Raw genomic sequence first — 446 nt, forward strand, 5'->3', positions numbered from 1 at the left:
GACCCTGTTGCCTATTGGCGGTTGAAGGCTGACAGCGGCTTGGTGGTGCTGGCAGGGTTGGTGGTGCGGTCGGTTCTTTCCTGATCCCCGGTCGTGGGGTGGGATGGGCGTGTCGATGGAGCCGCGGTCGTGGCCGGAGCCGGATCCCGTGGTGGCGCGGGCGGTGCGGGCGAAGAACTACGGGCGGCAGGTGCCGTTGCCGGTGGCGGTGCGCGACCGGCTGGGGGAACTGTTCCCGGACGAGGAGTTCGCGGAGGCTTTCGGCAAGACGGGGCCGGCGGGCTGGTCCCCGGGCCGGCTCGCGTTGGTGACTGTGTTTCAGATGGCGGAGAACTTGACGGACCGCCAAGCCGCTGAGGCGGTGCGTGACCGGCTTTCGTGGGCCTACGCGCTCGGGTTGGAGCTGACCGACACCGGCTTCGACTTCACCGTGCTGTCCCAGTTCC

1 protein-coding gene is annotated in these 446 nt (G+C 69.1%); it reads left to right on the forward strand.

Going from position 1 to position 446, the window contains the following annotated elements; translation table 11 throughout:
* Positions 1 to 103 precede the first annotated feature (103 nt).
* Positions 104 to 446, forward strand: a 343-nt coding sequence (locus tag RB628_RS41470) for a transposase (protein WP_318325778.1), incomplete at its 3' end; no start/stop codon positions are given.

Source organism: Streptomyces sp. ADMS, from assembly GCF_033441795.1.
Taxonomy (GTDB): domain Bacteria; phylum Actinomycetota; class Actinomycetes; order Streptomycetales; family Streptomycetaceae; genus Streptomyces.